The organism is Mogibacterium kristiansenii, from assembly GCF_009695905.1.
Taxonomy (GTDB): Bacteria; Bacillota; Clostridia; order Peptostreptococcales; family Anaerovoracaceae; genus Mogibacterium_A; species Mogibacterium_A kristiansenii.
Map to the genome: position 1 here is coordinate 1 of NZ_VUNA01000022.1, position 22,254 is coordinate 22,254.

At 50.4% G+C, this 22,254-nt stretch carries 22 protein-coding genes and 1 other RNA gene; 4 read left to right on the top strand and 19 right to left on the bottom strand.

Features of this window, described 5'->3' with window-relative positions; genetic code table 11:
- The first annotated feature begins 586 nt into the window (after nt 1-586).
- The gene (locus FYJ65_RS08595; protein ID WP_154554917.1) at nt 587-832 is read left to right on the top strand and encodes a helix-turn-helix domain-containing protein; all 246 of its coding nucleotides are present in this window, start codon (nt 587-589) and stop codon (nt 830-832) included.
- Between the two features lie 211 nt (nt 833-1,043).
- On the opposite strand, the gene ltrA is transcribed toward FYJ65_RS08595, so the two are convergent.
- Nucleotides 1,044-2,342: a group II intron reverse transcriptase/maturase gene (gene ltrA, locus FYJ65_RS08600; RefSeq protein ID WP_154554918.1), complete on the bottom strand. Its 1,299-nt coding sequence runs from the start codon at nt 2,340-2,342 to the stop codon at nt 1,044-1,046.
- 982 nt (nt 2,343-3,324) lie between these two features.
- Between ltrA and FYJ65_RS08605 the strand changes: the two genes are divergently transcribed.
- Nucleotides 3,325-4,527, top strand: a complete 1,203-nt coding sequence (locus tag FYJ65_RS08605) for an IS110 family RNA-guided transposase (protein ID WP_154554919.1) — start codon at nt 3,325-3,327, stop codon at nt 4,525-4,527.
- 114 nt (nt 4,528-4,641) lie between these two features.
- Here FYJ65_RS08605 and ssrA read toward each other — a convergent pair.
- The 4 genes from ssrA to FYJ65_RS08625 all read right to left on the bottom strand — a co-directional run bounded on the left by ssrA (nt 4,642) and on the right by FYJ65_RS08625 (nt 7,165).
- Nucleotides 4,642-4,996: a transfer-messenger RNA gene (gene ssrA / locus FYJ65_RS08610) on the bottom strand.
- Between the two features lie 137 nt (nt 4,997-5,133).
- On the bottom strand, nt 5,134-5,607 hold the full coding sequence (gene smpB, locus FYJ65_RS08615) for an SsrA-binding protein SmpB (RefSeq protein WP_154554920.1): 474 nt from the start codon (nt 5,605-5,607) through the stop codon (nt 5,134-5,136).
- Nucleotides 5,608-5,636: 29 nt separating this feature from the next.
- A complete protein-coding gene (gene lepB / locus FYJ65_RS08620) occupies nt 5,637-6,182 on the bottom strand; it encodes a signal peptidase I (protein ID WP_235898246.1) in 546 nt (181 codons plus the stop codon).
- On the bottom strand, nt 6,182-7,165 hold the full coding sequence (locus FYJ65_RS08625) for an RluA family pseudouridine synthase (RefSeq protein WP_154554921.1): 984 nt from the start codon (nt 7,163-7,165) through the stop codon (nt 6,182-6,184). The genes lepB and FYJ65_RS08625 overlap by 1 nt, the downstream gene beginning before the upstream one ends.
- A gap of 149 nt (nt 7,166-7,314) precedes the next feature.
- Between FYJ65_RS08625 and FYJ65_RS08630 the strand changes: the two genes are divergently transcribed.
- Together FYJ65_RS08630 and FYJ65_RS08635 are read left to right on the top strand one after the other, a co-directional pair.
- Nucleotides 7,315-7,524, top strand: a complete 210-nt coding sequence (locus tag FYJ65_RS08630; RefSeq protein ID WP_154554922.1) for a hypothetical protein — start codon at nt 7,315-7,317, stop codon at nt 7,522-7,524.
- A 24-nt stretch (nt 7,525-7,548) separates the two neighbouring features.
- The gene (locus FYJ65_RS08635) at nt 7,549-8,982 is read left to right on the top strand and encodes a nicotinate phosphoribosyltransferase (protein WP_154554923.1); all 1,434 of its coding nucleotides are present in this window, start codon (nt 7,549-7,551) and stop codon (nt 8,980-8,982) included.
- A 70-nt stretch (nt 8,983-9,052) separates the two neighbouring features.
- Here the strand turns inward: FYJ65_RS08635 and FYJ65_RS08640 are convergent, their stop codons facing one another.
- The 14 genes from FYJ65_RS08640 to FYJ65_RS08705 form a co-directional block, all read right to left on the bottom strand.
- Nucleotides 9,053-10,408, bottom strand: a complete 1,356-nt coding sequence (locus tag FYJ65_RS08640; RefSeq protein WP_154554924.1) for a D-alanyl-D-alanine carboxypeptidase family protein — start codon at nt 10,406-10,408, stop codon at nt 9,053-9,055.
- A 44-nt stretch (nt 10,409-10,452) separates the two neighbouring features.
- Nucleotides 10,453-11,397 carry a diacylglycerol/lipid kinase family protein gene (locus FYJ65_RS08645; RefSeq protein WP_154554925.1) on the bottom strand — a complete coding sequence of 315 codons (945 nt, stop codon included), beginning with the start codon at nt 11,395-11,397 and terminating at the stop codon, nt 10,453-10,455.
- An 18-nt stretch (nt 11,398-11,415) separates the two neighbouring features.
- A complete protein-coding gene (locus FYJ65_RS08650; RefSeq protein WP_154554926.1) occupies nt 11,416-12,720 on the bottom strand; it encodes a pyrimidine-nucleoside phosphorylase in 1,305 nt (434 codons plus the stop codon).
- Nucleotides 12,721-12,724: 4 nt separating this feature from the next.
- The gene (locus FYJ65_RS08655) at nt 12,725-13,444 is read right to left on the bottom strand and encodes a metallophosphoesterase (RefSeq protein WP_288964119.1); all 720 of its coding nucleotides are present in this window, start codon (nt 13,442-13,444) and stop codon (nt 12,725-12,727) included.
- 4 nt (nt 13,445-13,448) lie between these two features.
- On the bottom strand, nt 13,449-13,928 hold the full coding sequence (locus tag FYJ65_RS08660) for a regulatory protein RecX (protein ID WP_154554927.1): 480 nt from the start codon (nt 13,926-13,928) through the stop codon (nt 13,449-13,451).
- Nucleotides 13,928-14,482: a 4'-phosphopantetheinyl transferase family protein gene (locus FYJ65_RS08665; protein ID WP_154554928.1), complete on the bottom strand. Its 555-nt coding sequence runs from the start codon at nt 14,480-14,482 to the stop codon at nt 13,928-13,930. The genes FYJ65_RS08660 and FYJ65_RS08665 overlap by 1 nt, the downstream gene beginning before the upstream one ends.
- 2 nt (nt 14,483-14,484) lie before the next feature.
- Nucleotides 14,485-15,642 carry a S41 family peptidase gene (locus FYJ65_RS08670; RefSeq protein ID WP_154554929.1) on the bottom strand — a complete coding sequence of 386 codons (1,158 nt, stop codon included), beginning with the start codon at nt 15,640-15,642 and terminating at the stop codon, nt 14,485-14,487.
- Nucleotides 15,643-15,669: 27 nt separating this feature from the next.
- Entirely contained in the window at nt 15,670-17,316 is a 1,647-nt protein-coding gene (gene recJ, locus FYJ65_RS08675) for a single-stranded-DNA-specific exonuclease RecJ (RefSeq protein ID WP_154554930.1), read from the bottom strand.
- A 16-nt stretch (nt 17,317-17,332) separates the two neighbouring features.
- Entirely contained in the window at nt 17,333-18,436 is a 1,104-nt protein-coding gene (locus FYJ65_RS08680) for a M23 family metallopeptidase (protein WP_206157387.1), read from the bottom strand.
- A 15-nt stretch (nt 18,437-18,451) separates the two neighbouring features.
- Nucleotides 18,452-19,345: a permease-like cell division protein FtsX gene (gene ftsX / locus FYJ65_RS08685; protein WP_154554932.1), complete on the bottom strand. Its 894-nt coding sequence runs from the start codon at nt 19,343-19,345 to the stop codon at nt 18,452-18,454.
- Nucleotides 19,335-20,066, bottom strand: a complete 732-nt coding sequence (gene ftsE, locus FYJ65_RS08690; protein ID WP_154554933.1) for a cell division ATP-binding protein FtsE — start codon at nt 20,064-20,066, stop codon at nt 19,335-19,337. The genes ftsX and ftsE overlap by 11 nt, the downstream gene beginning before the upstream one ends.
- A gap of 56 nt (nt 20,067-20,122) precedes the next feature.
- Nucleotides 20,123-21,313, bottom strand: a complete 1,191-nt coding sequence (locus tag FYJ65_RS08695) for an AI-2E family transporter (RefSeq protein WP_154554934.1) — start codon at nt 21,311-21,313, stop codon at nt 20,123-20,125.
- A 150-nt stretch (nt 21,314-21,463) separates the two neighbouring features.
- Entirely contained in the window at nt 21,464-21,847 is a 384-nt protein-coding gene (locus FYJ65_RS08700; RefSeq protein WP_154554935.1) for a cytidine deaminase, read from the bottom strand.
- A gap of 141 nt (nt 21,848-21,988) precedes the next feature.
- Nucleotides 21,989-22,254 (bottom strand): EF-Tu C-terminal domain-related protein (locus FYJ65_RS08705; RefSeq protein ID WP_465223473.1); only part of this gene is annotated, 266 nt, incomplete at its 5' end.

Here is a 22,254-nt window from a genome sequence, read left to right on the forward strand (position 1 = left end):
ATGAGAGAAGTCTATGGTCTTAAGCAGAGCGATAGCGAATAACATCTATACTATTTGCGGTACCCCATCTCTGGAACGCCGGTACCCGGCGTCCCGGAATGGCGGTTTCACCGCACAGGAATATTCACGAAGGTTCCTTCGTCCGGGTGTACAGTGTTGGCCGCAAGAAGATTCGACCTCGTTCCTCTCGGAACACCTGGTGGAGATCAAAACCGCTCATTATTCAAAGAACAGGAGTAGTTTCACATGCAAAAAATAAGAAGCAACATAAAGATAGTAGCAGTTGCATCGGATGTGATTGTATTAGCATATTTTGGGGAAGACTCTTAATTGCTGTACCATATTTTTTTCTATTAATGATTTCTTGCATAGCTATTATGGGGATGACAGGTTGGTGTGATTTATTAATGTATGTACCGCATATTATTATCATTGGGTTAATAATCTTTATTGCAACTAGGCAACTTGCATATGAAAATAAGAGCGACACACAAAACGAAAATGGGAATATCTAAAGTTAAAAAGTCAACGCAAATTGCAATTTTTCAAAAAAAGAAAAAAAAGATATTACAAGGGAGGGAGAATTATGGATCAAAAGAAAATTGGTGCATTTATTGCAGAGATGAGAAAAGCGAGACAGCTTACGCAGCATGATCTGGCAGATATCATAGGAATTAGTGATAAAACTGTAAGCAGATGGGAAACTGGCCGCGGAATGCCTGAGGTTTCTTTAATAATTCCTCTTTGCAATGAACTTGGTATCACTGCCACTGAATTATTGTCCGGCAATAGAGCAAGTGACAATGGCGTGTCCAAAAATGTCTGTAAATAAAAATCCTATGATAGCTAACTAACATAACTACGAGCGAAGTTACTCATCATAAATGTACTTATTCATTTTGTAATCCTCCAATTATGATTGATTATACCTACAATCCAATCATTCCGGCTGATTACAAAATAGGGTAGAGTGAGATTTTTTTCTCACCCTCCCATTGCACCGTACGTACGGTTCTCGTATACGGCGCTACATCAATATAGAATCAAATATTACTCAGATAGTATTGCAACGGGTCGACCAATCCTGGTCGGCTCTTTGTTTTGCGTCCAAGTATCTCTGGACTGATTGCAAAATTCACTACATACATTCCGCTTCTTCTGTACCATCCTAGTCTGCTGTTCGCAACCTTGAAGATTTCTTCGTGCGTAAATCCACATCCTATGATTTGGTTCAGTTTCTGAAGGTTTAGGTATATGCGCCTCGATTTCTTCCACTGCTTGAGTATTACCACTCTCACTTTATGGCGAAGCCATTGCCCATATTCTTCTAGGAATATCTTCATACTGCCAATTCGGTAGTAGTTTATCCATCCACGTATCAACCAGTTGAGTTGTTCGAAAGTGGATTTCATAGGTCTTGCAACAGCTTTTCTTCTACAAAGTATTGCACGAGTTTTAGCGTATAACCTTTTCTTGCGGTCATTTGCCGGCTTGCATTTCCATCCATCTTTGGACTTCCAAAATGTAAATCCAAGAAAGTTACTTTTTGTTGGTCTGACAACTTTTGTCTTAGTTGCACTTACCTTTAGCCTAAGCTTACGCTCTAGCCAACTCGTAACAGACTTCATTACTCTGTCTGCTGCCATTTCGCTTTTGACGAAGATGTTACAGTCATCAGCATATCTGACGAAGTGAAGTCCTCTTGCTTCCAGTTCTTGGTCTAGCTTGTCTAGGTATACATTGGATAGTATTGGACTGAGCGGTCCACCTTGAGGTACACCCTCTTTGCTAGGACTAATCAGTCCATTCTCCATTACTCCAGCTTGTAGGAACTGGCGAACTAGTCGCAGTGTTTTCGCATCATTGATACGTTCTCTGAGTATCGAAATTAATTTGTCGTGGTTTACGGTATCGAAATATTTCTCAATATCCAAATCTATTACCCATTCGTATCCTTCGTTGAGGTATACCAGTGCTTCTTCTATTGCCTGTTGACAACTTCTGCCTGGGCGAAATCCGTAGCTGTGTTCTGAGAAGTACTTATCGTAGCCAAGCGACAAGACTTGTGCCGTAGCTTGTTGTACCACTCTATCTACAACCGTCGGTATTCCTAGAGGTCTCTTTTTCCCGTTGGATTTGGGTATATAGACTCTTCTAACTGGTATTGGCTTGTATTTGCCATTGCGTATTTGGGATTTAATTTCTTCCCTATGCTTGGCAAAGTATCCGTCAAGTTCTTCCACGGACATTTTATCTATTCCGTATGCACCCTTGTTTTTCTTGACTGATTTGATGGCCTTATTGATATTTTCGTCTTGTAAAATCCATTCAATTAATTCCATTTGTTGCTCCTCCTTCTGCTTGTAAAGATGTTAGAAACCATCCCCTCTACCTTTTGCTTCCGTGGGCATACGTTTCCACTTGTTAAGCATATCCTCGATTTCGGACTGTTCTAACCTTGCTTACAGCGATTTGCAATATATTGACATTAGACCCTTTTCCCTTTGGTTCTTAGGGATACTATGGTCTCAGCTGACTCCTAGGTATGAGCTTTTTTTCGCACGTACTCACTGTACGCTACCTAGGCCTCCCAGGGTAAGACACAAGTCTTTCACCGCACAACCTCTGGATTTACTCTCTTGGCGTTACGTTTACCTTTTGGGCTTCGATTTGTAATGCAATCTCGCCCGCCATTTAGCCTCGTATCCAGTTTCTGTTCGTAGGCTCAACGGTTTTGCTACTCCACTTCCTCCCCCTAAATATTGCTGTTTTCGGCTTGTGGTTCGCTACACTTGGCGGTAAATACCCGTGACGGGACTTTCACCCGTAAGACTTGCGCCATGCCTGGCACACATCCAAAGGGAGAGGACTTCCTTACGAAGCCTCTCCCTTCAGGCTCTCTTTTTGCGATATGGTGGAGATAGTGGGAGAATCCCGCCGTCAAGGACGGCTGACGCCGCCGTTCCGGGCTTCGCTCCTTGACAGCGGTTTTCCGGGTGTCTTTTCCAGTTTACACCCGGATACGAACCCATTGATTTTGGACGTGGGTTCTCCTCCCTCTTTTCTATGCATCACAAAAAAGTGTAAGTAAAGAGTATCAACCAGATACTTGGAAACTTGCACTTATTTTTTTACTATAAGGAGAGTAATTGGTCTGACGTGCTCTTTTTTGGATTTCGCATCCGTAACACAAACTGTCAACCATCTCCTTATTGGAAACCGTCGATTAAGCAGGTTGGATCAAGCATCCGTGTAACGAGCAAAAATGATTGGCAATAAGTGCAGGTGGAACAATTGCTTAATATTATTTAGGAGGAAATACTTATGCTTAGTGTTGGTATCGATGTTTCTAAAGAGAAAAGTACTGTGTGTGGTATGCGCCATTTAGGTGAAATTGTATTTGGCCCATTTGAAATTGCACATACAGAATCCGACTTATCAGAGCTTGCACGTATGATAGTGCGGTTGGATGATGATACACGCGTTGTTATGGAGGCAACCGGAATATATCATCTACCAGTAGCAACATTTGTAAGGGAACAGGGATTATTTGTATCGATAATCAATCCTTATGAGATGAAAATATATCGTTCTCAGGATATTCGAAAGGTCAAAACAGACAAGAGAGATTCCATGGTTATTGCAAACTATGGAGTTGATAAATGGATTAATTTGCGTGAATTCACTCCTCAAGAGGATGTATACGCAGAACTAAGACTTCTGGGAAGACAGTACAGATTCTATATGGAATCAAGAATTGAACAGCTTCTTAATCTTACACATCTGCTTGATTACACTATGCCTGGACTTAAGAGCTGCTTTAGCGGCTGGAGTGAGTATTCAGGTAAGGATAAGCTATGTGATTTTGTTGAAGAATATTGGCATTACGACAACATCATTAAATTCAGCGAGTCGAAGTTTGTGGAGAGGTATCAGAAATGGACAAAGAAAAAGGGATACCAGTTCAGCGAGACAAAAGCAGTTCAAATCTACAGACTCGCGAAGGAAGGCATCCCGACTGTTCCTTCTAACGCACCATCGACCAAAATGTTGTTGTTAGAAACTACAAAAGCACTACGCGAAATTAACAGTGCTTTGTTTGCTATTTTAACACGTATGAAGGAATTAGCAAAGACACTTCCTGAATATCCTGTTGTCAGAGCTATGAGTGGTGTTGGAGATGTTCTCGCTGTTAAGTTAATGGCTGAAATCGGAGATGTTCGTAAATACCATAGCAGCAAGTCTCTAGTAGCATATGCTGGTATAGATCCCCCTCCATATGAGTCCGGGAAGTTAATTGGAACAAACAGACACATAACTAAACGAGGATCTTCAACATTGCGAAAAATCGGATATGAGGTTATGCGTTGTGTAAAAGCAAATGGAAGATCAGAAGATGATCCAGCAGTATATGATTTTATGCTAAAGAAAGAATCTGAAGGAAAAGCAAAGAAAGCAGCAAAGATAGCAGCCTTAAATAAATTCTTAAGGATATACTACGCTCGAGTATTGGAGGTTTACGCATAGAAAATGCATTCAATATGGAAACTGTGACTGACCTAGTCAGTAGTTTTGTTATGCCTAAATTTAGGAACCTGCTAAGAGAAAAACCCCTTGACTTCTCTTAGCAGGTTTGTGATGTGGTGGAGATGGTGGGGGTCGAACCCACGTCCAAAAATATTTCCGAAGAACTTTCTCCGAGCGCAGTCAGTGCTTTGTCATTCGCAGTATCCGCCGTGACGCTGACACACTACGGAACTGCTATCCTGTAAGTCCGCTGAAATACCAGGAGCTCTCCCAGCGGTTTCCTGCATTCATGACACCGGATTTCAAGCCTGCAGGTGAGCCTGAAGCGGCGCGCGGGGCTGAACTATGCAGCCAGTGCGAAATTGTTGTTATTTTTAGCGTTTATATTTAACGGCCCCTTTTTACGTGGACTGGGCGCCACGGCTCGCTTATCCTTGTTCCACATTCCTGTCGAAACCATTACATCCCCGGAATGTGTGACGGATGTCACACTATTTTTTCTTCTATAAATTATACAACATCTTCCCGGTAAAAAAAAGATACTGCCCCTTCAATTTTCCGATTGTCCGAAGGGAATTCGTTTTTCCTGAAGGAAATTCGACTCTCCTATCGGTGACGGCTTTCCTTGATGGCCCGGTCCATCTTGCGGTCCGCATCTTTTTTTGCGATGGAATCTCGCTTATCGTACAGCTTCTTACCTCTGCAGATGCCGATTTCCACCTTGCACCGCCCATCCTCGTTGAGGTACACGTTCAGCGGAATGATGGTGAGACCGGATTCCTTGATTTTCTCCGCGATTTTGTTGATTTCTCGGCGGTGGAGAAGCAGCTTTCGTTCCCGAAGGGGTTCCACGTTGAAGCGGTTGCCCTGTTCAAAGGGGGAGATGTGCATTCCGCAGATTTTCATCTCTCCCTTCTTGTCGATGTAGACGTAGCTCTCCTTGATGCTGCACCGACCGGCCCGAATGGATTTGATTTCCGTTCCGGTGAGCACGATTCCCGCCTCAAGAGAATCTTCCACAAAGTAATCGTGGCGGGCCTTCTTGTTATTTGCGATTAGTTTTCTGGATTTCTTTGCCATTCCGGTTCCTACCCTGCTTCCTCCTCAAATTAGAAAGTCTTAATCTTGTTGAACGGGAACAGGCGGAGTACGGCTTTGCCCTGGATCTGGTCCTTATCCACGTATCCAACATCCGTATATCGGCTGTCCACGCTGACCACCCGGTTGTCGCCCATCACGAAATAGTGGCCTTCCGGCACGTTCCAGGTGCCCTCTCCGGTGGTGTATCCGTCCTTGAGATAGTTCTCTTTGTACTTCTTTCCGTTGATGTACACCTTCTGATTCTTAATCTGAATCTCATCCCCCGGCAGTCCGATCACTCGCTTGATCAGCAGCTTGTCCTTGCCCTCCTCGTCCGGAAGATCCGACTTGAAGATGATGATATCTCCCCGCTTTGGGGCCTTGCTGCGATAAGCCTGACGGTACATAATCAGGTAATCGTTGGGATTCATGGTGGACTGCATGGACGTCTGCTTCACGATAGTCGGTCGGATAAAGTACAGTACCGCACCGGCGATGACCATGGCAATCACCAGATCCTTCAAAAGTGCCGGAAGCATCGGTGCATTTTCATTTACAATTTCATTCTTGCTCATTATTTGCTCAATTCCTCTAAAATCTCTTCAAACTGCTCCGGAAGCGGAGCCTCAAAAACTCTCCCGTTTAAATACTCCAAAGGGCCGTCGCAATTCCGGAATTCCAACCGGAAGCTGTGGAGCAGCTGGGTGCTCAGGTGGCAGGATTCATACAACCGATGGTTGAATCCCTTGGCCGGTCCCTTGGCGTACTTGCTGTCTCCGATGACCGGATGTCCGATGCTGGCCAGGTGCGCACGAATCTGATGCGTTCGGCCCGTTACCAAATCCACCTCCACCAGCGTGGAATTTCTCAGCGGCTGAATCGGGGTGACAATGGTCTCAATGGCTCGTCCCTCCGTCTCGTTCACATCGTAAATCGCCACGGTGTTGGTGTCGGAATCCTTCTCCAATCGTCCGTGAAGCTCCAGCTTTTTTTCTAAGTTTCCATAAACAATCGTCCGGTAGAATTTGGATATCCGATCTTCCCGGATGTACCGGTTCAGCGTGCGAAGCGCATCGCTGTTTTTACCGAACAAAACCAAACCCGTGGTGTTGCGGTCCAGTCGGTTGGCCGGTGCCGGAGAGAATACCTTTTCCGTTCTTGGATTGTATTCTCCTTTCTCGATGAGATAATCCTTTACCTGATTGGCCAGATGGTTCTTCTTTTCGTTCCGATCCCCATGGGTCAGCAGTCCGAAAGGCTTATTGGCAATCAGGATGTTGTCGTCCTCGTAGATGACGGTAAAGGTCTTCTTGCTCTTCCGCCGGGAAGCGGCCTTCTTCGGGGCCGACAGGGCGGCAATTCGTTCGTCGCTGAGGTACAGTGTAATCTCATCGCCCTCTTCCAGAACGTAATTGTTATCCTTCCGCTGACCGTTCACCTTGACATCCTTCCTGATGATTTTATAAATGGAGCCCAGGGTGGCCCGCTCTAAATATTTTCGCAGGAATCGGTCCAGACGCCGCTTGGAGTCGTTGGCCGTCACTTTGATTTTCTGCATGTATTTCTGCGTTCCTCTCCAATCAAATATTCAAAACATTATATCACAGATACCCCGGTGTTTCAAATCTCATATGGCTTCATTGCAATCTCTCGCCTCCGGTAGTATAATTGTATCCAAATGTTATTGGCTAACACAAAGGAGAAGAAATGAGGGGTTTCAAGGATTTTTTTCATGAAACGAATGATATTGCACTGGCAATTGTAATTGTTCTGTTGGCGGCCGGCCTGATTGGGTGGCGAATTCGGATTATTCTGCAGTATCCGGCGCAGCTGGCAAAGGAAGCCACCGTTTCCGGAAACACGGAGACCGAACAGATGCAGGCTTCCGATTCATCCAAGGATTCCGCAAAGAAATAACCCTTATACACTGGAGGTTTTAAAATGTTAGATAATTACAATCTGACCATGCTCACCGACTTCTACGAAGTCACCATGGCAAACGGCTACTTTCAGTCGGACATCCGGAATCACGAAGCGGTATTCGACATGTTTTTCCGACGGGTTCCGGACGACGGCGGATTTGCCATCATGGCAGGTGTGGAACAACTGATTGCTTACATGAAGAATCTGAAGTTCACCGACGAAGATATCGACTATCTCCGCAGCAAGAATTCCTTCTCGGAGGAATTTCTGGAGTATCTCCGGAACTTCAAATTCACCTGCGACGTGTGGGCGGTACCGGAAGGAACACCAATCTTCCCGCATGAACCGATTGTCATCGTAAAGGGCCCGATCATTCAGGCCCAGTTCGTGGAGACCTTTATCTTGCTGACAATCAACCATCAGACGCTGATTGCCACGAAATCCAACCGAATCGTTCGGGCCGCTCAGGGCCGTCCGGTAATGGAGTTCGGCACTCGCCGAGCACAGGGTGCTTCCGCCGCCATCGACGGCGCGCGTGCTTCCTACATTGCGGGCTGCGCGGGAACGGCCTGCACCATCGCGGATCGGGACTTCCACGTTCCGGCGCTGGGAACCATGGCCCACAGCTGGGTTCAGACCTTCGATACCGAATACGAAGCGTTCCGGGAATACACCCGAATCTATCCGGACAACGCGGTGCTTCTGATTGACACCTATAACGTACTGAAATCCGGACTGCCGAACGCCATCAAGGTGTTCAAGGAACTGAAGCCGAAGAAGATGGGAGTCCGCATCGACAGCGGCGATATCGCCTACCTGACGAAGAGATGCCGGAAAATCTTAGACGAAAACGGACTGGAAGAATGTTCCATCGTCATCTCCAACTCCCTGGACGAGTACCTGATTCGAGATGTCATCATGGAAGGCGCGCAAATTGATTCCTTCGGCGTGGGCGAACGGCTGATTACTTCCAAATCCGAGCCGGTATTCGGCGGCGTCTACAAGCTGGCGGCCGTAGAGCGCAACGGTGAGATGGTTCCGAAGATGAAAATCTCCGAGAACGTGGATAAGATTACCAACCCGGGCTTCAAGCACGTCTACCGCCTCTACGAGAAGGAGAGCAACAAAGCCATCGCCGACGTAATTACCATGGAAGGGGAAACCATTCCGGAGCAGGACGGCTACGAAATCTTCGACCCGAACGCCATCTGGAAGAAAAAGACCCTCAAGAACTTCTACGTTCGAAGCCTTCTGGTTCAGCTTTTCGACAAAGGAGAATGCGTCTACGAATCCCCGTCCCTGGACGAAATTCGGCAGTACTGCAAAGACCAGATTGAAACCCTGTGGGAGGAAACCCTGCGTTTCGAGAACCCCCAGACCTATTACGTGGACCTCTCCAAAAAACTTTGGAGCATCAAGCAGGACATCCTGCACCGCTATACCGACTTATAAAAAAACAAAACCGGTGCGCCGCACGTTTCCGTGCAGTGCACCGGTTTTTGCTCTTCTTAAAGAAACAACCTTATAAATACCGATCTTCCGGATGGTCATCGACGATGTCCTTTGATTTCAAGGATTCTTCCGGAACCTCCTCTTTACTCTCTGCGGAGGCAGTATCCTTGGATTCTCCGGATTCACTCATTTCCTCCGCCTTACGGTCTTTTCGTCTGCGAACCAGGAATCCGATAATGAGTGCCAAGAGCATCAGAATCACGCCAATGGCGATGGTTGCTCGGTTGGAGATGTAGAATCGGGACAGGAACCAGCCCTTTTCGATGTTCTCGTGAACCACCAGCGGAGTGCTTCCCACTTTCCTTCCGTCGCAGTACACTTCCAGAGTACCGACTTTGTCGCCGGATTTCAGCGGCGCTTTCACCACATCCTTGTAATTCTCCTTTACGGAAATGCTGTCGGCGGAGCCGTCCTTCGGATAGGTCAGCACCGTTCCCTTGGCATAGGTTTTCACCAAGGTGCGGGCGCCGTACTTCACCCGAACATTTCCCGCGCTCTTCTTCGGATTGGTGGCTTCCTTGGTGACGATTTTCTCCGTGCCGAACTTCAGGAGTTTGGCACCATCTTTGGCCCGGGTTTCCATGTTCGCTCCGAACTGCACCAGAATCATCTTCAGCCCCTTCTTGTCATACATCAGGGCAACGCTGCAGTCATCGTCCTCCCAGTAACCGGTTTTTCCCGCAACGACACCGGAACCCTTTTTCTCAATCAGGTCCAGGTGAGTCTCGAGGGTACGGGCGTGGGATTTATTGGTGGCATCCATGTGGTACACCTTTGTTCCCGCGATTTTGAACACCGTCTTGTTTGCCAGTGCGGCGCGAGCAATTTTGACGTAATCCGCCGCCGTGGTGTAGTGATTCTTCGCCTTTAGGCCGTTGGGATTCACGAAGTGCGTTCCCCTGCAACCCAGCTTCTTTGCCCGTGCATTCATTTTTGCCGCAAAAGTCTTAATGCTGCCGTCCCCGTCGGCCTGTCCCAGTGCATAGGCCGCATCGTTTCCGGATTCCAGAAGCAGTCCGTACATCAGCTGACGCACCGTCACCTTCTCTCCGGCCACCAGGTTCATGGTGGACCCGCCCATGGAGGCCGCTTTTTTGGAAACCGTCACTTCCTGATTCAGATCCATGGTCTCCGCAACCACCAGCGCCGTCATCAGTTTGGTGGTGCTCCACGGCTCTACCCTTTGGTCGGGGTTTTTCGCATACAGCATCTCATCGGTAGTCACGCTGTACAGCGCTGCCGACTTGGCATCAATCACCGGTCTTCTTGTATTTTCATGCACTGCCGCCGATGCTGCGGTCGCCCCGCTTGCAAAGAGCATCAATGCGGTCAGCAGGATTGCAATATTTCTTCTGATTCTTTTCAAACTAAAAATAACCTTCACCTCTCAATTCCAAGATTCCGTACTTCCTATGGTTCGATTACGGTCAGCGCCCCCGGAAGCACTCGGACCTTTATTTCTCCGGTTTCCCGTATTTCTCCGTCCGCCACGTACTTCATCCGTCCCTGATTCGGCTTCAGAATCACTTCCTCCGCCCGCATGGGAATGATGTATTTGTCGACGCCCGAAATCGTCTCCAGGCGCCCTGCCTTAAAGGCCGGAAATACCCGCATCAGATACCGCCGGGTAATATTCCGCACCAGCAGAAGTTCAATTTTTCCATTGTCCAGCAATGCGTGGGGACAACTCTCCACACCGCCGCCGCAGAAGCGCCCGTTGGCCGCAGTGGCCAGCATCAGCGGTCCGTTGTGAATTTCCTTTCCGTCGGCGAACACCTGCAGATCCGTTCCCTTCTTTTTCACCAAATTCACCAGCACCGCCAAAAGATAGGAGCCGGTGCCGTGCACCAGCGGAAGCTCTTTCAGGTCGTGGGCCAGGATTGCCGTATTCCCGTCGAATCCGATATTGATGCCGTTGATGGCATAATCCTTCATTTCCTGCTCGCCTTCCCGCCAGGTGTATTCCAGTACATCCACCTTTCGCAGGCATTCCTCCCGTTCTCCGGCCTTCAGCTGCAGCTCCATATTCATGAAATGCTCCGGATGGTTGAAGCACCGAACGTAATCGTTTCCGCTTCCCACCGGCACGATGCCCAGGCGAGCGTTTGGATGATTCAACAGGCCCTTCGCAATTTCCTGAATGGTTCCGTCTCCTCCGCAGGCAAAGACGTTCACTGTCTCGCCCTCTTTCTCCGCCGCTGCCGCGATGGAATCCGCCAGCACGGTGGCATCCTGCTCCCCTTCGGTGCAGTAAATGCGCAGGTTATCCGTCTCATAGGCTTTCAATTCCTCTCGCACCCGAGTCGCCCCTTTGCCGTTCCCGGATGCGGGATTTACAATAAAAGCATATTTCATGAAGTCATCCTCTTTCTATCATTGAATTATTTTCTGAATCAGTTTCGGAGGTGCCGCCGGTTCCGCCGAGATCCGAATTGCCGCTTCCAGAATGGTTTCAGCCTCCTCCAAGCGTCGGGAATCGGCACCGTACAACGTTGCCAACACGTCCCCTTCTTTTACGAAATCGCCGATGCGCACGTGCATCCGAATTCCCGCCGTAAAATCAATCTCGTCTTCCTTCCGAAGTCTTCCGGCCCCCAAATGCTGGGATGCCCGCCCGATTTCCCGGGTGTCCGTCTCCGCGATAAAACCGGTTCTTCCCGCAAGAACGTCCCGAGAATACCGGCTGCTTCCCATCCGTTCCGGCTCTTCAATAATACGGTCATCGCCCCCCTGGCGTCGAACCATCTGCCGGAACTTTTCCAGAGCCCGGCCGTCCGACAGAACCTGCCGGGCCGTTTCTTTTCCTTCTTCGAAGCTTTCCGCCCGGCCGCCGATCCAGATCATTTCACCGGCCAATTCCAGGCAGAGCTGCCGCAAATCCTCCGGACCGCCCCCCTTTAGCACCTGAACGGCTTCTTCCACTTCCAGGGCGTTTCCAACCGCCCGACCAAGCGGCTGGCTCATATCGCTGATCACCGCCACCATCTTCCGGCCGGCTTTCCGGCCGATGTCGATCATCAGGTCCGCCATATTTTCCGCTTCCGCAAGGTCCTTTAGAAGGGCGCCGCTTCCGCACTTCACGTCCAGCACGATTCCGTCGCTTCCCGCCGCCAGCTTCTTGCTCATGATACTGGATGCAATCAGTCCCGGACTTTCCACCGTGCCCGTCACATCCCGAAGGGCATAAATCTTCTTGTCCGCCGGGGTAATGGATCCGGTCTGGGTGATTACGGCCAATCCCAATTCTTCCAATTGCCGGTGGAATTCCGCCGGCTCCAGTCGGGTCCGAAATCCCGGAATCGCTTCCAGCTTATCCGCCGTCCCCCCGGTGAATCCCAGCCCTCGTCCACTCATCTTCGCCACGGTCACTCCTGCCGCTGCGGCAACGGGTGCCACCACCAACGTGGTTTTATCCCCTACGCCGCCGGTGGAGTGCTTGTCCACCTTCACGCCGGGAAGGTCCGACAGATCCTCCACGTCGCCGCTGAACTCCATGGCCTCCGTCAGGGCAAAGGTCTCCGCTCGGGACAGCCCGCGAAAATAAATGGCCATCAGCAGCGCCGACGCCTGATAATCCGGAATGCGGTCCTTTACGTAATTTTCGATAAAAAAACGAATTTCTTCCGGCGTCAACTCTTCGCCGTCTCTTTTTTTCGTGATAATATCCACCATGTTCATGGAATCACCCCCATATCCGTTTCGGCTTTCCGCCCAGGTAATCCAAGGAAGTCAGGTAATACCGAATTCCATCCTGTTCATATTTGATGCCTTTTTCAAAGGCGTGCATTCCGTGCAGGTGTCCGTAGACGCAATCGCTCACCGGATATTCCCGCAGGAGTTCCGTCATGTCCGATTCCTTCCGAGCCATCTCCGCCGGCGGGTAGTGAAGCGCCGCAATGATCCGGTCCGGAGAGGATTTCATGGCGGCATTCAAGCTGTTTCTCATCCGCCCCAGTTCCCGAGTCCATATCTTCCGATCGTGTTCCGTGAAATCGTCGGACCCCGGCAGCACCCAGCCCCGGCTTCCGCAGATGGCAATCCGCTCTCCGCCGGTTTCCTCTTCCGTCAGCAGGACGCAGTCGTTCTGAAGGAAGTGAATATCCTCATACAGGGTATTTAAATAGGTAATCCGGCTCCACCACAGGTCGTGGTTTCCCTTCAGCAGCACCTTCCGCCCCGGCAGCCGGTGAATCCACTCCAGGTCCGGAAGCGCCTCCTCCAGGGAGAGTCCCCAGGACAGGTCTCCCGGCAGAATTACCACGTCCTCCGGAGAAATCAGCTCATGCCAATAGTCCGAAAGTCGCTTCTCATAATCCTCCCAGCCCGCACCGAAAATGCTCATGGGTTTATCGATATTCTCATGGAATGACAGATGCAAATCTGCGATTGCGAAAATCTTCACGTTTCTACTCCTTGATTTCTTCCAGAATCCGGATGATCACCGATGAACCGTATCCCATCTGCTCCAGTTTTCTGGCAACGCGGGCCACGGATTTCTGCTCCAAAGGGCGTTCCGCTCCCGCCAACGTTTTCTCCGCCACAAGCCGTGCCAGAGCGCATTCGTCCACCCGGTTTTCGTACATGTAATCGTCGATTCCGTTCTGAATCGTTTCCGATTCGATGCCCTTATTTCGAAGTTCACTGCGAATTCGAGTGCTTCCTCTTCTTTTCCCAAAAGCATATTCGCAGTAGGCCCGCACGTAGTCCGAATCGTCCAAATATTTCAAATCCAGAAACCGCTGCAGGGTCTCCCGAATCTCCGATTCATCGTATAACTTCTCCTCCAAATGCTTCCGGGCTTCCGCCACGGTGCGCATCCGAGGTGCCAGGTAACGGGTCAGTTCCTCCGCGGCACTCCTCCGATTCTCTTTTTTCTCTTTTTCCATTACAGCCTTTCCATTTCTATTTCTTCCGGAATGTCTTCTTCCCGGACGCCGATGCAAACTGCCGCCGCCAAGTCGAAAGGCATGGTGATATCTCGGATTTCCCAGAATTGATCTTCCGAAACCACCCGGTTCCAGAGGACGGAAGGGGCTTCCGAGAATACGGATTCCCCCTCAGCCTTGCGGAGAGCCTCCCTCCGTGCCCAAATTCGGAAAAACTCCGCCTCGCCTTTTTCTTTTACCTCCAGATATTCATCCTTGTTGTAAAACCGAAAGGCCAGCTTGAGAAAGTTGGAGGGCTGCCACTTCTGAATGTCCAGACCGCACGGTCGGTCGTCCATCAGCACCGCCCAGTATTGTCCCGTATGGGAAACGGAGAAATCCGGACCGCCGGAGAGAAAGGGTTTGCCCTTCGCCGTCGTCTGAATTTCTTTCGACATCCGGCATGTCGGGTCCGAACCGCTTTCGCCGGTATACCGCGCCAGCGCCTCTCTCAGAAGACGGCGGCTTTCTTCGCGACTGCCTTCGTAATTAAGTGCGTAATATATCTTCATCATTTCTACTTTCCGGACAGCATCTGTATGCCTCGAGTCAGTGCTTTTCCCGAAGCCACACGAATATCCGGCTGAATTCCTTTCTTGTTAATTGGGGTGCCGTCCGGCAGGAAATACTCTTCCGTGGTGAATTTAAAGGCGGATCCGTCCTCCAGCTTTTCCACGCTCTGAATGACGCCCTTTCCGTAGGTTTTCTCCCCGATGAGCTTTCCGCCCCGGTTCACCTGAACGGCGCCCGCAAAGATTTCCGCCGCGCTGGCGGTATTGCCGTTCACCAGCACCACGTACTCAAAATCCGCGCACTGCCCGTCGGCTCGGGCCACTTTCTTCTTCCCCTGATTGTTTTTTTCAATCAGAATCTTTCCGGATGGCAGGAGCAAGTCCGCACACTTCACCCCTTCATCTTTAATGCCGCCGGGATTGTCCCGCACATCGATGACCACGCCGGTCACCCGGCCGTCCATCAGGCGCTCTTCCGCTTCTTTCAGTTCCTCCGAGGTTCCCTCCCGGAAATGGCGGATTCGAATGTACCCCAGTTTCTTCCCGTTCTCCGCTTTCAGAAACTTGGAATCCACGCTGTCCTCTTCCACCTCCTGCCGAGTCAGCGTTACGGTCACATCCTGACCGCCCCGTTTCAGCTTCAGCACCACGTCGGTTCCCGCCTCCCCGCCGATTCGGTCGGAAGCATCATCCACGCTGTGTACCTTTTTTCCGTCCACGGAAAGAATTCGGTCCCCCTTTCGCAGGCCTCCCTGCTCCGCCGGTCCATCTTTAATCACGTGGGCAATCAGGAGTTTTCCCTTCTTCTCCTCCACGCTGATTCCGATGCCGGAATAGGACTCGGAATACCGCCGCTCCAGCTTCTCGTAATCCTCTTTGTTGTAGTAGGCGGCATAAGGGTCCGGCAGGGATTGAATTACCGCCTGGGACAGATACCGGTCGCGTTTCTTCTTGTCGATGGAATACAGTGATTTGTCCCGTATGGATTTCTGCATCTTGTAGTACTTTCCGTACTGTGCGTCCAAATCCTTGTAGTAATTGATTTTCCCAGCGGATAGAACTCCCGCGCCTCGGATTCCGTACACGAACGCGAACCCCAGCATTAATGCGGTCACCATTCCCAGGAGGAAGGAAACCATTATTTTTTTTCGTTCATCTCGCATTGCTTTCCGTTCCTCTCCGTCGTTTTTCTATCCCACAAAATCTTCCGTCGGTGCCATCTCCGTCACCATCAGCTGCACTTTCCGGGTATCCCGCCAGGTATTGATATCCAGCGTCCCGTACACATCCAGAAATTCATGGTTCTGCATCATATCGAAGTACCGCTTGGCATCGTGGAAAAGGACACAGTCCAGATCCCCGATCTGAAAGCGGGCGTATTTCGTATCGTTTTTCAAAAAATGCCAATTCTCCGGCATCACGTAGGTAATCCGGAACTTCGGTGCCTCGTTGTCCTTTCCGCAAGGCTCAAAGCATCTCAGTGCTTCCGCCAGCTCCAGGCTCACTTCATCCGGCTCCAAATCCAAATCGTACGTAATCTCGTCTTCGAACAAAGCGGGATCCTTCTCCAGCATCTCTGCCAAATCCCGATTCAGATTCTGACGCAGGGATTCAATCCGATCCGGCTCCACCGTAAAACCACAAGCCGCCTTATGCCCGCCGAACCGCAGGAAGCAGTCCCGGTACCGGTTCAGCATCTCGTAAATATCCACCTTGTTCACCGACCGCCCGGTTCCCTTGTATTCATCCCCATTCGGCGCCACAATCACCGTCGGCCGCTTCGCTTCTTCTTTGATTTTTCCTGCCACAATTCCGAGGATACCCTCGTGCACATCCTTCGCTTCAATCAGCAGAAAATTTCCCTTCCGATACTCCTGTCGCGCCTTTACGATGCACTGCCGATAGGCCTCTTCCTGCCACTGCTTCCGCAAATTGTTTCGTTCAATCATGGTTCGGCAATAGTTCTCGATTTCGTCCGGCTTCTCTGCCAAAAATAGTTTTACGCCCAGGTCTGCATCTCCCACTCGTCCCGCCGCATTGATTCGCGGGGCGATTCCGAAGGACACGTTGGTGGCCGTCAAGTTCCGGCAGTCCAGCCCCGACAGCTCGATGAGCCGGCGAAGTCCCGGATTCCGGCATCCCCGGTTAATCCACTTCAATCCATACTTCACGAAGGATCGGTTCTCGTCCAGCAACGGCATGATATCCGCGATGGTTCCGATAGCCACAAATTCCAGCACCTCGGAAATCACCCGGCGGGGAATCTCCCGCTTCCGGCTGACCGCCAGGCCCAGCTTATAGGCCACGCCCACGCCGGCCAGACCTTTAAACGGATAGGTGTCTCCCGGTGCCCGCGGATTGATGATCAATTCGTTCACCGGTTCATCCTTCATGTTGTGGTGATCCGTCACCACCATGTCAATGCCTAGGCTCCGGGCATAGGCAATTTCATTCGGCGAAGAAGAACCGCAGTCCACCGTGACGATGAACTCCCCCCCCTCTTCCCGAATTCGGTCGATGGATTCGTTATGAAGACCGTATCCCTCGGCAATCCGGGACGGGATGTAGTAGGTAATATTGTCCGTCAGACACCGCAGTATTTTGAGCAGCACAACCGTGGAGGTAACGCCGTCGGCATCATAATCTCCGTAGATAACGATTCTCTTTCCCGCATCGATGGCCTGTAGAAGCCGATCCACTCCTTTATCCATATTGGTGAGAAGGGTCGGCGCATAAGCCAGCTTTGGGGTTTCCGCCAGAAATTCCGCCTGGGTTTCCGCCCCGGTAATGCCTCTTTTTTCCAGTATCTCTCTGATGATCTCCTGATTCGGGTTCATTTATTCTCCATTGGTATTAATAAATGCTCTTCGGATCCACGAAACTGCCGTTCTTCAGTAAGCTGTAGTGCAGGTGCGGTCCGGTGGACCAGCCCGTGCTTCCTACGTAGGCCACCACCTGTCCCTTCTTCACGTAAGCCCCCTGGGACACCGCAAAACCGGACAGATGTCCGTACAAGGTCGTGTATCCGTTTCCAATATAAATCTGCATGCAGTTTCCGTAGCCGCCATAGGAGGAAGCCATGGTCACCACGCCGCTTCCCGCCGCATAGACCGGAGTTCCGGTGGATGCCGCGATATCGTATCCGCTGTGGTAGGTCCGCGTTCCGAAAATCGGGTGGATTCTCCATCCGTAGTAAGAGGTCAGCGGACCGTCACACGGCCATACGTAGCCGCCGGAATTAGTCGGCGCCTTCTTGTTGTGCTTCTGCAGGAGCCGTTCTGCCTCCGCCTGCTTTCTCCGGGCTTCTGCCGCCAGGGATTCCGCCTGAGACTGCAGGTTCTCCTGCTGCTTCCGGTACGCACCGGCCTGATCTTTGTATTTTTCCTTCAGGGCTTCCAGGTCTTTCTTCTCCTGAACCAGCTTTGCCTCTTCCGCTTCCTGCTGTTTCTTTAGCTTGTTGATTTTCTTGTATTCCACCCGAAGCTTCCGCAGAAGGCTCTGGTCGCTGTGCAGCAGCTTCTGTACCATGGACATGTTGGTAATCAGCTCGTCAATGCTGTTGGAATTCAGGATGACGTCCACATATCCCACCGTTCCGGTTTTGTACATGGCCACCAGCCGGGAATTCAAATTCTTCTCCTGCTTCTTCACCTGAGCCTGCTTCTTCGCCAGTTTTTTCTTGGTCTTGGCCAACTTGGCTTCCGCTGTCGCGATTTCAGTCTGCTTTTTTTCAATCGCGGTCACCGCTTCTTCCAGCTTATCTTCTGCCGCATCTGCCTTCTTGCCCGCTTCTTCCGCCTGACGAGAGGCTTCTTCCGACTGCTGCTGCTTGTCCTTCGCTTCCTTCTTGGCTTCCGCCGCTTTTCCGCCATAGACGGACACTGCAGAGGCAAAAACAAGAATTCCGCAGAGCAGCAAGCTGAGGCCTCGTCTAAGTTTTCTTTGATTTCTCATCATACGCATCCGGCCCTCCTACTTATCCAAGAACTTTCGGATGGAAATGATACTGCCGCAGGTACCGATTCCCACGCCCAGTGCCAGGAATATAATCAGCAAATTCGGCATCAGGTATTTCGCAGAAATCACCGGTACCGACAACACCCGAAGGATGTCCGGTCCGATGCTCTTCACAAAACGAATATAGAGTGCGCCCAGAATCCCGGTAGCCACTGCCGCAGAGACGGTACCCAGGATGATTCCTTCCAGCACAAACGGCGCCCGAACAAACCAGTCCGTCGCTCCCAGGTATTTCATAATTCCGATTTCCTTCGCCCGGTTGAACACCGTGAGCTTGATGGTGTTGGCCACCAGGATGACGGAAACCACGATGAGGAATGCCATCATCACGATGGAGCCCACCTCCACCGCACGGGTAATCTTGCTCAGCTTCTCCACCGTATCCTGATAGTATTTAATATCGCTGACGCCGGCAATTTCCGGTGCTTCCTTTGAAACCCGGTCGGCGCTGGCCTTGTCATTGACGTAGACCATATAGGAATTCGGCAGCGGATTCTGCTGCAGGTTGTCCAGCAAATAAGCGTTGTCTCCCCACCGTTCCTTCATGATTTTCATGGCATCCGCCTTGGAACGGTACTTCACGCTGCCGACACCCTGAATGGCTTCCAGGTTCTTTCCCACGGTTTCGTTCTTCGCATCGTCATTGGCATCATCCAAATATACCTCGATGACGTTGTAGTCCTGCTGAATCACTTCCGCGAATAAATCCACATTTACAAACGTGGAGAAGAAAAGGCCCAGAATCAGCATCATGGCCGTAATCGCCAGCGTTGCCGTAAAGCTCATTCCCCGGTTGCGAAAGACCTGTGAAAATGCTTGTTTTATGGTATATCCTATTCTAGAAAACATATGGAGATTCGTCCTCCTTTGTACTGATTTCATACAGGTGCTCCGGAGTGATTCCATAGGTTCCCTGCTCGTCCCGAACAATCTGACCGTCCTTGATGGCCACCACTCGCTTGTTCATCTGATCCACGATATCCTTGGCATGGGTCACCATCAGAATGGTGGTGCCCCGCACGTTAATCTTCTCCAGCAGCTGCATGATTTCCATCGCCGTTACCGGATCCAGATTTCCCGTCGGCTCGTCGGCAATCAGCAGCTTCGGGTTGTTCACGATGGCGCGGGCGATGCCCACTCTCTGCTGCTCGCCGGCGGAAAGTTCGTTGGGATACCGGTCCGCTTTGTCGGCGATGCCCACCAGATCCAAAGCGAAGGGAACTTCCTTCCGAATCACCTTCTTTTTCTTATGCCGCACTTCCATGGCGAACGCCACGTTCTCGTAGACGGTTTTCTTCTCCAACAGACGGAAATCCTGGAAAACCATTCCGATCTGCTGCCGCAGCTCCGGAATCTCCCGATGGGTCATCCGTGTAACATCTCGGCCCCCGACCAAAATCGTGCCGCTGTCCGCCTCGATTTCCTTCAGAATCAGGCGTACAAAGGTGGTTTTTCCCGCACCGCTGGGTCCTACCAGAAATACGAAATCCCCCTTTTCAATGTGCACCGTGGCATCCTTCAATCCCACGTTGGTTCCGTAATTCTTGTTTACTTTATTAAAAACGATCATTCTTCCTCCTTATTTTCAGACACACGTATGTATTATAACATAAACCGGCGTCAGAATCATTTCACCGGAGCTGTACCCTCCTCTGGCACGTCAGCCTTTCGGCATCCGGAATTTCTCCGCCGGATGTCCGCCTGCACTAATTTGTAAATGGCTGAGAACAGCGGAATGAAGAACAGCATTCCCAAAATACCGAAGGCACTGCCGCCGATAGTCACCGCCGCCAGCACCCAGATTCCCGGAAGGCCGATGGAACCCCCCACGATCCTCGGATAAGTCACGTTATTGTCAATCTGCTGCACTACCAGGAACAGAATCAGGAAAACAATCGCCTTGGTGACAGACACGGAAAGAATCAGGACAAACCCCACTACCGCACCGATCAGCGCGCCCACAATCGGCACCAGCGCCAGCACCGTAACGATAACGGCAATCATTCCCGCATACGGCATCCGGAAAATCATCATGGCGATGGCCAGCATAATGCCCAGCACGCAAGCATCCTTCACCTGTCCCACGATAAAGCTGCGGAAGCTGTTGTTCAATACGTCCAGCACCTCAAACAATTTCGATTCTGCCACCGGGCAATACGTGTGAACGACCCGGCGAAACTGGCTTCCGTACTTCTCCTTGCCGCTCAGCAAATAGAATGAAAAGAACAATCCGATAAAGAGGGTTGCCGCCACTCCGGTCACCTTCTGAAGCACTCCGGTGACGTTATCCAGCCAGCCGATATTGCCGCTCTGCAGAATATGAATCGCTTTCTGAACCAGCTCTCCATTGAGCTGCATTCCCGACACGCTTTGCTCCAGCATCGCACCGTATTTCGCCAGAGCCGGAACCGATTTCAACAAGTGGACCACCTGATCGATGGCCGCTCCGCTTCGGGCAATCAGCAGGGATACGCAGGTGGAAAGCTGGGGTACTAAGATACCGATAATGCCGGCGATAATCAGCACCAAAAGAAGGTAGGCGCAGATGATGCACACCGTCCGCTTTGCCCGCTGTGCACGCCGCCCCCGAAGGACCCGATCGTAATTTTTCTCAAAGAATCCCATGAGAATATTCACCGCATAGGCGATTATTCCTCCCACAATCAGCGGAACCATTGCGTTTCCGAACATCACCAGAACCTTCTCCATGCGGGACCAGTAATATGTCAAAAGGTATAGGATAAACACGGTAAGCCCCAGACGGAAATAGACATTTCCGGTTAGCGTCTGAAATTTCGTTTTCTTTTCTTCTTTCATCAATATCGTCTCTTTCTCTATATCTAATTTATATGTGTGCAACTATATCACAGCCGGTATGGAACTTCAACCGGACGACCGAAATCATCCGGTCCAAATTGGTACCGTAAGCGGGCTTTTATAAACCATACATATATTTTCCTCCCAATCTTATTTCTGCAGTGAAAAAGCCCCCGGAAGCAATTCCGAAAGAGGATAGCTTTTCAAGTGTTCCTCATCTTTACCGGTAATCACGCGCAAATCCGGTTCAAATTCCATCAAGACCTGGCGGCAGATTCCACACGGCATCGCCTCTCCCACTGATGATGCGATAGCCAATGTTCGGAACTTCCTTTCTCCTTCCGAAACGGCCTTTGCCACCGCGCCTCGCTCAGCACAAAGGGTTGCCCCGAAGGAGGCATTTTCCACATTAACGCCGGTATATACTTTTCCGCTTTGGGTCAGCAGTGCGGCACCCACTTGGAATCCGGAATAGGGTGCATAGGCATTTTCCTTCACATCATTGGCAATCCGATACAGTTCTTTCTCATTCATATCCGTCCGTCTCCCTTCACCCGAATCGATTTCATTTCATTCACGGAACTTTATTATATCATCTGAATCAACGATAAAAAAAAAGATACCGTGAACTTTTCACGGTATCTTTTGAAATTCATTTTGATTCTAAAACATCAATTACTCGATGATTTCAGTTACAACGCCGGAACCTACGGTTCTTCCGCCTTCTCTGATAGCGAATCTCAGTCCTTCTTCGATAGCAATCGGAGTGATCAGGGAGATATTCATTACTACGTTATCTCCAGGCATGCACATCTCAGTGCCTTCCGGCAGCTGCAGATCTCCGGTTACGTCAGTTGTTCTGAAATAGAACTGCGGTCTGTATCCATTGAAGAACGGAGTGTGTCTGCCACCCTCTTCCTTCTTCAGTACGTATACCTGAC